The 9293-nt window shown below is 35.4% G+C and carries 7 protein-coding genes, 1 other RNA gene and 1 other annotated feature; of the genes, 2 read left to right on the top strand and 6 right to left on the bottom strand.

Annotated features, from left to right (window positions below; all coding sequences use genetic code 11):
• A partial coding sequence (locus EKG35_RS21565; RefSeq protein ID WP_425462046.1) for a helix-turn-helix domain-containing protein occupies window positions 1-133 on the bottom strand: 133 nt, incomplete at its 3' end.
• Window positions 134-281: 148 nt separating this feature from the next.
• On the opposite strand from EKG35_RS21565, the gene EKG35_RS02455 reads away from it, so the two are divergent.
• Window positions 282-1469, top strand: coding sequence for a replication-associated recombination protein A (locus EKG35_RS02455; RefSeq protein ID WP_126292727.1), 1188 nt, complete (start codon window positions 282-284; stop codon window positions 1467-1469).
• A 150-nt stretch (window positions 1470-1619) separates the two neighbouring features.
• Here the strand turns inward: EKG35_RS02455 and EKG35_RS02450 are convergent, their stop codons facing one another.
• From EKG35_RS02450 to hisS, 5 genes are all read right to left on the bottom strand, one after another.
• The gene (locus EKG35_RS02450) at window positions 1620-2138 is read right to left on the bottom strand and encodes a hypothetical protein (RefSeq protein WP_126292726.1); all 519 of its coding nucleotides are present in this window, start codon (window positions 2136-2138) and stop codon (window positions 1620-1622) included.
• Between the two features lie 416 nt (window positions 2139-2554).
• Window positions 2555-3316: a tRNA threonylcarbamoyladenosine dehydratase gene (locus EKG35_RS02445; protein ID WP_126292725.1), complete on the bottom strand. Its 762-nt coding sequence runs from the start codon at window positions 3314-3316 to the stop codon at window positions 2555-2557.
• A gap of 200 nt (window positions 3317-3516) precedes the next feature.
• Window positions 3517-3708: non-coding RNA, 6S RNA (gene ssrS / locus EKG35_RS02440), on the bottom strand.
• A 253-nt stretch (window positions 3709-3961) separates the two neighbouring features.
• Window positions 3962-5734 carry an aspartate--tRNA ligase gene (aspS, locus tag EKG35_RS02435; RefSeq protein WP_126292724.1) on the bottom strand — a complete coding sequence of 591 codons (1773 nt, stop codon included), beginning with the start codon at window positions 5732-5734 and terminating at the stop codon, window positions 3962-3964.
• Window positions 5735-5764: 30 nt separating this feature from the next.
• On the bottom strand, window positions 5765-7033 hold the full coding sequence (gene hisS / locus EKG35_RS02430; protein ID WP_126292723.1) for a histidine--tRNA ligase: 1269 nt from the start codon (window positions 7031-7033) through the stop codon (window positions 5765-5767).
• A gap of 141 nt (window positions 7034-7174) precedes the next feature.
• Window positions 7175-7410 (bottom strand) — a binding site (T-box leader).
• Between the two features lie 232 nt (window positions 7411-7642).
• Here hisS and EKG35_RS02425 point away from each other — a divergent pair.
• Window positions 7643-9274, top strand: coding sequence for an N-acetylmuramoyl-L-alanine amidase family protein (locus tag EKG35_RS02425; RefSeq protein WP_126292722.1), 1632 nt, complete (start codon window positions 7643-7645; stop codon window positions 9272-9274).
• Window positions 9275-9293: the final 19 nt, after the last annotated feature.

The raw sequence follows: 9293 nt of genomic DNA, 5'->3' as shown, positions 1-9293 counted from the left end.
CAAAAACCGCTTCACCAAATACTTCATATTTTACATACCATTCTTTCAAGGTACTTTTATGAATTTGAAATTTTTGCCCAAGTTTTTCAAATGAGTAGTCGCCTGATAAATAAAGTTGAATAATTTTTAACATAAATTCTTTTGGATACTTATAAAAGGTCATAAAAAAAGCCCCCTATTAGGTAGATGAATTTTTATTTTTTCATCTGTCTACCTAATAGGGAGCATATCAAGTCGTCGGACAGCAGCATATTATCGGAAAAGATACTGCACTTTATAAAATGATAAATAACGGTCATGTTCCTTCAATGCTCTTATATGGTGAACCAGGAATTGGGAAAACTTCGATTGCATATGCAATTGCAGGAAGCTCAAAATTGCCCTTTTTTTCATTAAATGCTACCCATGCAGGAAAAAAGGATGTAGAACAAATCGTCTCAGAAGCACGACTTTCAGGGAAAGTTATTTTATTTCTTGATGAAATCCATCGTTTCAATAAATTACAGCAGGATACATTGTTGCCTCATGTTGAAAATGGCTCTATTGTATTAATTGGTGCAACGACTGAAAATCCATTTCATGATGTCAATCCTGCAATAAGATCTCGCTGCGGAGAAATTCTTCAATTGAAGCGGCATTCGCAGGAGGATATTGCACAATTAATAACAAATGCACTGAAGGATGAAGAACGCGGACTTGGAAAATTTGATATTGCCATTACGAAAGAGCAGATTGAAAAAATTGCACTGGCAGCAAATGGTGATGCAAGAAAAGCTCTAACTTTATTGGAGTCTGTTTACTTTGCATCGGATGAAAAAGAGGGTCAATCTATTGTAGAGGACCACGTTATTGAACATTTATCGAAACGAATTGGAGTCTATGGAGATAAAGGTGGTTCACATTTTTATAATTTATTATCTGCACTCCAAAAATCAGTTCGAGGCAGTGATCCTAATGCGGCCCTATATTATTTAGCACATTTACTAGAAAATGGCGATTTAATAGCCGTATGCAGGAGACTGCTTGTTATGGCATATGAAGATATAGGTCTAGCTAATTCAGCTGTTGGTGCTCACGTTTATGCAGCGACTGAAGCTGCCAAAACATTAGGTTTGCCGGAAGCAAGAATTCCTTTAGCGAATGCAGTAGTAGAAATGTGCCTTTCTCCAAAGTCAAATTCGGCTTACTCTGCACTTGATGCAGCCATTGCAGCAATCCACGAAGGAAAAACAGGTGATATACCACTACACTTGCGCGATGGCCACTATGCGGGCAGCATCGCTTTAGGACACGTTGGCTACCAATATCCACACGATCATCCAATAGGAACATTTGGGGGTTGGGTAAATCAACAATATTTACCCGATAATATAGCCGATGCAGAATTTTATAAACCCGTCATTGCTGGTGAAGAGAAGCGTATGGCCGCAATCTACGAGAAATTGAAATCTTTTAAGAACAATCAGTAAAAAGAAGGAGTTGCCCACATAATTACGTGGCCAACTCCTTCTTTAGGATTATTTAAATTTAGAAGTATCTTTTGCAAATATCCTGCAAGACTAGTAACTTAAGCTAAAAATGAAAAAAATCGATTTCACAATCTTTCCGTATTTCTAACATTATTTTTTATAAATTTTAGCAAATTTACTAAAAGCGTTAATACAATCAGTTGCTCGATTGTTTTGTTCTAGGATTACTCGTTCAAATTCACCTTGTTTACCCTTATAATATTCAAGCTCTTCATAGCTTTGAGCAACTTCCATCAAAAATTCGGCACTAGCCAATTTCCGAACATCTGGTATACAGTTAGCAGCAAGCGTGTACAACTGTAAAATATCTTTTGTTACTTCCTCATTTTGTTCCTTTTTTAAATGATGGTATGCAACCGTATGGAAATAAATTAATCTTGAGGCAATATCCATAAACAGCACCCAATACGTACTTTGTCTAGGTACTCCCTCTTTTGTAACATGACTATTAAAAAAGTGAACTGTACTATTTATTAATTCATTAAGCTCATTATAAGCTTTTTCCCATTTCTGTGCTGAATCAATATGGTTAAATACAATTTCATCCATAGTTTCTTTTAACTGCAGTAGATTTAATGCTTTACTTGTGACTGAAATTTTTGCTGACATTTTAAATCTCCCCCTTGCTCCCCTTATTCTTTATGTAAGAATACTATAACAATAATATCCAAATGATAATCCTGAAAATAAAAAGTGAAGAAAAAAGTGCGATATATCCTCGAAAAAAAGTCGTTTTTTAGAATAATCCTACTTTTATTCTTCAAATCTTATCAATTAAATTATGTCGAAATATATTATTTTATGAAAATAATTTTAATATTTCATACAAATTATTACTCAAATGGTTTTTTACGTGAAAACATCTATTTGTACATGACTTATACAAATGGATGTACCTAACATAGAGCAGGAAGCCCCCTATAACGAGGCGGCATTTTGACATGAGCTTGTTAAATCAACTATTTTAAAGCCAATAAAAAGAAAAAAGCTGTTCAGAACATTGTGCCTGAACAGCCTTATAATATTTATTGCTGTACTCTTGTAATGTGGATGTCTTTTAAAATTTGATTGATTACCCAGCTTGCTGCTATTAAGCCAGCTACCGATGGACAGAATGCGTTTGATGATGGCGGCATTTTAGCCTTTCGAATTTGAGCATTTGGATTTCCTACTTCCTCCACAACATCAGGGCGAACTACGATTGGAGATTCATCTGAGAAAACAACCGTTACACCTTTTTTTATGCCTTCTTTTCGCAGCTTTGTTCGAATCACCTTTGCGAGTGGATCTGTATGTGTTTTTGAAATATCTGCAATTTGAAATCTTGTAGGATCCATTTTATTTGCTGCTCCCATGCTTGAAATAATTGGGATACCTCTTTTCAAACATTCCTTCATAAGATGGATTTTGTACATAACTGTATCAGATGCATCAATAACATAATCAATTCCTTGATCGAAGAACTTCTCATAAGTTTCTTCTGTATAGAACATGTGCATATCAATTACTTCACATTCTGGATTTATATCTGCTATGCGTTCCTTCATAACAGCTGATTTTGATTTTCCAACTGTAGAAAGATAAGCTACTAATTGTCGATTTACATTTGTAATATCAACATTATCTTTATCAACTAAAATAATGCGTCCAACGCCACTGCGCGCACATGCCTCCGCAGCAAACGATCCAACTCCACCGACTCCTAAAATTGCTACGGTTTTATTTTTTAATTTTTCAAGTCCTTCTTTTCCGATAGCGAGTTCGTTTCTAGAAAACTGATGTAACATATTTTATGCCTCTCAATCTATATTTTACTACCCGGAATTATAACATATAGCATTCTATACTGTAAATTTGTATCGAAATAATGGAAATATACATAAATCGGAAAAGATATTGCTAATTTCCAAAAGCTAACTATTACTATCAAGTTAAATATAATGCAAAATAAAAACTCTTCCACAAAAAGTAGAAGAGTTTAGGCAGGACGAATCCCAAATATGCCGCATGCTGACAACATCGTTTTGAACCCGCTTCCCTTGCAGGTGGGTACCCGCTTCGTCTCTTTAAACTTCCCTCGTCCAGTTGCAGGGCTTGTTTGCCAAGACAAAATATGGGTTCCCTACGATTTATTGTTCGGTCAAAACAGTTAAAAGCTTTTCAAACATTTCAGGATTCGTGTTAAATTTATATTAACATTAATTATCTGAATTTTCAATCTAAAATAAAGAAAATATCAAATTTTTTTCAAAAATAGACTGATTTAAATCTTTATTCCTAGATTTTTCATATTACTTTATATAAATCGAACTAATTTGAGTAGATAGATAAACTCATCTAATTCTCACTAGATTAGATCTAAAATTATTTTCATATAAAGAAAACTGTCCCAGAAGTTTGTTATACATACTTCTGGGACAGGCTCTTAAAAATTAGTCTTCTTTTTTCTTCTTTACAGCTAAGCTAAGTTCTTCTAATTGTGCATTTGAAACTTCGCTTGGGGCTGATGTTAATAAACAGCTTGCAGTAGCTGTTTTCGGGAATGCGATTGTATCACGTAAATTTGTACGTCCTGCGAGAAGCATTACGAAGCGGTCTAGACCGAAAGCTAAACCTCCATGTGGCGGCACACCATATTCGAATGCTTCTAGTAAGAAACCAAATTGTTCTTGAGCTTCTTCTTGTGTAAAACCTAAAAGCTGGAACATTTTTTCCTGTAAGTCGCGTTCAAAAATACGAAGAGATCCTCCACCTAATTCATAGCCGTTTAATACGATGTCATAAGCTTGTGCTCGAACTTCTGCTGGATTTGTATCCATTTTTTCAATATCCTCATCAAAAGGACGTGTGAATGGGTGGTGAGCAGCTGTATAGCGGCCGGCTTCTTCATCATACTCAAGCAATGGCCAATCTGTAATCCATAGGAATGCATATTGAGATTCGTCAATTAAACCTAATTCTTTACCTAGTTTATTACGTAGAGCACCTAATGAAGCTGCTACAACTGAAGATTTGTCGGCAACGAACAATAATAGGTCTCCAGCTTCAGCATTAGTAGCTTTAATTAAGTTTTCAGCAATTTCACCTTCAAAGAATTTTGCAATTGGTCCATTCAATCCTTCTTCTGTAACTTTTAACCAAGCTAATCCTTTCGCCCCATAAATAGCTACAAATTCAGTTAATGCATCAATATCTTTGCGTGAATATTTGTCCGCTGAACCTTTAACGTTGATTGCTTTTACTTCTCCACCTGACTCGACAGTTGATGCAAAGACTTTGAATGAAGAATCTTTTACAATTTCAGAAAGCTGTACGAGTTCTAAACCAAATCGAACATCCGGTTTATCAGAACCGAAACGATCCATTGCTTCTTTATATGTCATGCGCTGGAATGGAAGTTGAACATCTACACCTTTTGCTTCTTTCATTACTGTTTGAATTAAACGCTCATTCATTTCAATAATTTCATCCATTGACATAAATGAAGTTTCGATATCGACTTGCGTAAATTCAGGCTGACGATCTGCACGTAAATCTTCATCACGGAAGCAACGAGCGATTTGGAAGTATTTTTCAAAACCAGATACCATTAATAATTGCTTAAATAATTGTGGTGATTGCGGTAATGCATAAAACTCACCTTCATGTACACGGGACGGTACTAAATAGTCGCGAGCACCCTCTGGAGTTGATTTTGTTAAAATTGGCGTTTCCACTTCTAAGAAGCCTTCATTTTGTAAGAAATTACGAATTGAACGCGTAATATCTGAACGTAATTTAAACGTATTGTACATAACTGGTCGACGCAAGTCTAAGTAGCGATATTTTAAGCGAATATCTTCCCCAATTTCTACTTTATCATCAATTGCAAACGGAGGGTTCTTCGATTCGTTAATAATTGTTATTGAAGATGCAACTACTTCAATTTTACCTGTTTTTAAATTTGGATTTACTTGACTCTCATCACGAAGTACGACTGTACCTTCCACTTCAATTACATATTCGTTACGAATTTTATCGGCGATTGCTAAAGCTTCTTTGGCTTCATCACCAAATACAACTTGCACAATGCCAGTTCGATCACGAACATCAACGAAAATTAATCCGCCTAAATCACGGCGTCTTTGCACCCAGCCTTTAAGTACAACTTTTTGTCCTTGCTGTTGTTCATTTAATTCACCGCATGCATGCGTTCTTTGAGCCATTATTATTTCCTCCATTTATTACAAAGTGAATTATTTGTTTTCAAGTAAGTAATTTACTAAATCATGGAATGGGACTTTTTCTTGATTACCAGATTCCATTTCTTTAACATTTACTGCGCTTTCTTCAAGCTCTGATTCACCAATAACGATGACAAATTTGGCACCTAATCGATCGGCAGATTTCATTTGTGCTTTCATTTTGCGATCCACATAATCCATGTCAGCAGAAATTCCCTTTGCACGGAATGAACTAATTAATTCTGCTGATTTTAATTTTGCTTCATCGCCAATTGCTACAACATAAATATCTAAGCTATCTTTTACATCAAGCTCAATTCCTTCAGCTTCAAGCGCTAAAAGTAAACGTTCAATTGACATTGCAAAGCCAATACCTGGTACTTCTGGTCCACCAATATCCTCAACTAAACCGTTGTAGCGTCCACCACCGCAAAGAGTTGTAATAGCGCCAAAACCGTCAGCAGTACTCATTATCTCAAATGCAGTATGATTATAATAATCAAGTCCACGAACTAGATTTGGGTCTACTTCATATGGAATGCCTAATACTTCTAAATATTTTTTTACTTGGCCGAAGTATTGGGCTGAGGATTCTGTTAAATAGTCTGTTAAAGCAGGTGCTGTTTTCATTAGCGGATGATCATGGTCTTTTTTACAGTCTAAAATACGCAGCGGATTCTTTGCTAAACGATTTTGACAATCCGTACAAAATTCACCGATACTTGGTTCAAAATGATTGATTAATGCTGTTCTGTGAGCAGCTCTAGTTTCTTTATCACCTAAAGAGTTAATTACCAATTTTAAATCCTTTAATCCGACTGTTTGATAAATATCCATTGCCAATGAAATGACTTCTGCATCAATTGCAGGATCTGCACTTCCAATCGCTTCTACACCATATTGTACGAATTGACGATAACGGCCAGCTTGCTGACGTTCATAACGAAACATTGGTCCAATATATGATAGTTTTACTGGTTGATCGGGATTTCCGAACATTTTATGTTCAACATATGCACGGACAGCAGCTGCAGTTCCTTCTGGTCGAAGTGTTAAAGAACGGCCTCCACGATCATCGAAAGTATACATTTCTTTTTGAACAATGTCTGTTGTATCTCCTACTCCACGTTGAAACAATTCTGTTTGTTCAAAAATAGGAGTGCGAATTTCTTTATAGCGATAGACACGGCTCAAATCACGAAGTATTGATTCAACCTTTTGCCACTTAGAAGTTTGCTCCGGCAAAATATCTTGCGTTCCTCTAGGTACTTTAAAAGCCATCTCTTTATTCTCCTTTCTACCTTTCAACATTTTTTCTAGATAGATTTCTTAGCCGTTTCATAGTTATTCTAGATTGTACGGAGTGATTCAAATAGGATTAGAACTTCGCCATTAAAAAAAGCTTTCATCCCATGCAACTATGCAAGGGACGAAAGCTATAATTTCTTCCGCGGTTCCACCCTAGTTGATGTACATATAGTACACCCTCTCGTATACGGATAACGGCCGTTTCCGTTTTTCCCTACTAACAAATGTGCTTTCGAAAAAAAACCTCACAAGTGTTGTTCACAGCTACTTACTGTAGGATAGATTTCAGCCAAGTCTTTCCTTCTCTTTTCAGCAGTGGTAATTGCTACTTTCTTGATCATTGGTATTGTACTGTATATTCACAATATATCTTATCTTAAGTGTGTGACTTAAAGTTGTCAACCATTTTCAAAAAAGAGTAGATTTTAACCCTTAATTGATTTTACAATAAAAGAGAGATTTTGTTAATTCAATTATTTGATAAAGTGAAACTTCAATCAGTAAGATTTTTAGCAGCACGGGGATGAACAGTGATACATTACTACCTATTAATACCAGATAAAACAACAAAGGAGGCAAATGATGTACCGAAAAAGGTTCCATTTAATTCTTACTATTATATTATTCTATTCATTGATTTTCGCTTCTACATATGAACCGAATAATGCATTTGCTTTCGATGACAAGCAATCAGATTTAATCGTATCTGCTGAAAAATTATATTTAAGAGAAGGGCCTGGATTATCTTTTCCAATTATTAAGACTTTAAAACAAAATCAAGAGCTTACTTTTATTGAGAAACAAGATGATTGGTATCATGTTCAAGTTGGAGATGAGGAAGGATGGGTTGCCTCATGGCTAACTTCAACAAAAAAGACAGAAAGTGAGCCTTCCATTAACAAAACTGCAATCTCACAAGTAGATCATCTTAACTTACGTTCAGAACCGTCTGTGAATTCTGCTATTTTAAATCAATTAAATACTGGAGATGAAGCAGAAGTTTTAAAAGAGCAAAATGGTTGGCTGCAAATTAATTACAATGGAACGACCGGATGGATTTCTAGTGATTATGTATCAGTCAATGACAATGTTGGCAACGTAAATAGTAATTTAACAGAATCTAGTGAGTCAGATACAGAAGAAGGAGAGTCTTCTTCGAATTCGAGTATTGAAATAGATCCAAACACATTCACAGTTGTTGTTGATGCATTATATGTTCGTAAAAAAGCGGATTTATCTTCAAAAAAATTAGGTGTTGTCAATAAGGGTGACCAATTCGAAGTACTAGAACGCAATAATAATTGGGTGAAAATTCAAAATGACGAAGTAAAAGGTTGGGTTTATAGCTTTTATGGAACATTTACTGTAAACCCTGATCAGCATACATCTTCAAACAATGAAGCAAATCCCGAGGGTGATTCTTCTAATGTAGTAACAATTATTTATAATGGGACAAACCTTCGAGAGGAGCCTTCAACTTCTTCAAATATTGTAGTGCATGCGAATGCTGGAGAAAAGTTTAGTATTATTTCTTCTAAGGACGATTGGTATGAAGTTAAAATAGATGAAAATACTTCCGCATTTGTTGCAAATTGGGTTGTTTCGACAAATGATCAAAACACTCAGGGACAAGAAAAAAAGCAAGAAGAGCGTAAAAAAGGTACTTTAAAAGGGGTAACAATTGTTCTTGATCCTGGACATGGCGGAAATGATATGGGGACAACGGGTGTCCGTGGAACCGAAGAAAAGGATATTAACTTAAAAACCGCTGAGTTACTTAAATCAAAATTACGTTCTGCTGGTGCAGAGGTAATTTTAACGAGAGAATCTGATGTTTACGTTGACTTACGTAAACGTGTTTCTATTTCACACCAGTACGCTGCGGATGCTTATATAAGCATCCATTACGATGCAACCGAAGATAGCTCCATTTCTGGATTTACAACATACTATACTAATAATTATCAAAGCCAGCTTGCGGAATATGTACATGATGGACTAGCAGAAAAAGTAACATTGCGGGACCGTGGTGTACAGCCTGGAAACTATTTAGTATTACGAGAAAATAAACAAAAAGCTATCTTAATAGAATTAGGTTATTTAAGCAATCCTAATGAAGAACGTATAGTTACAACAGATTACTATAGAGAACAAGCTACACTAGGAATTTATCAAGGTATACTAAATTATTTTGATGCACAACTTGAAAATTAATAAGGAGTTGCTCCATTTT

The sequence above is a fragment of the Lysinibacillus telephonicus genome, assembly GCF_003966145.1.
Taxonomy (GTDB): domain Bacteria; phylum Bacillota; class Bacilli; order Bacillales_A; family Planococcaceae; genus Ureibacillus; species Ureibacillus telephonicus.
The sequence above is the reverse complement of the archived record's forward strand: the minus strand, read 5'-3'. Positions and strand labels throughout refer to the sequence as shown.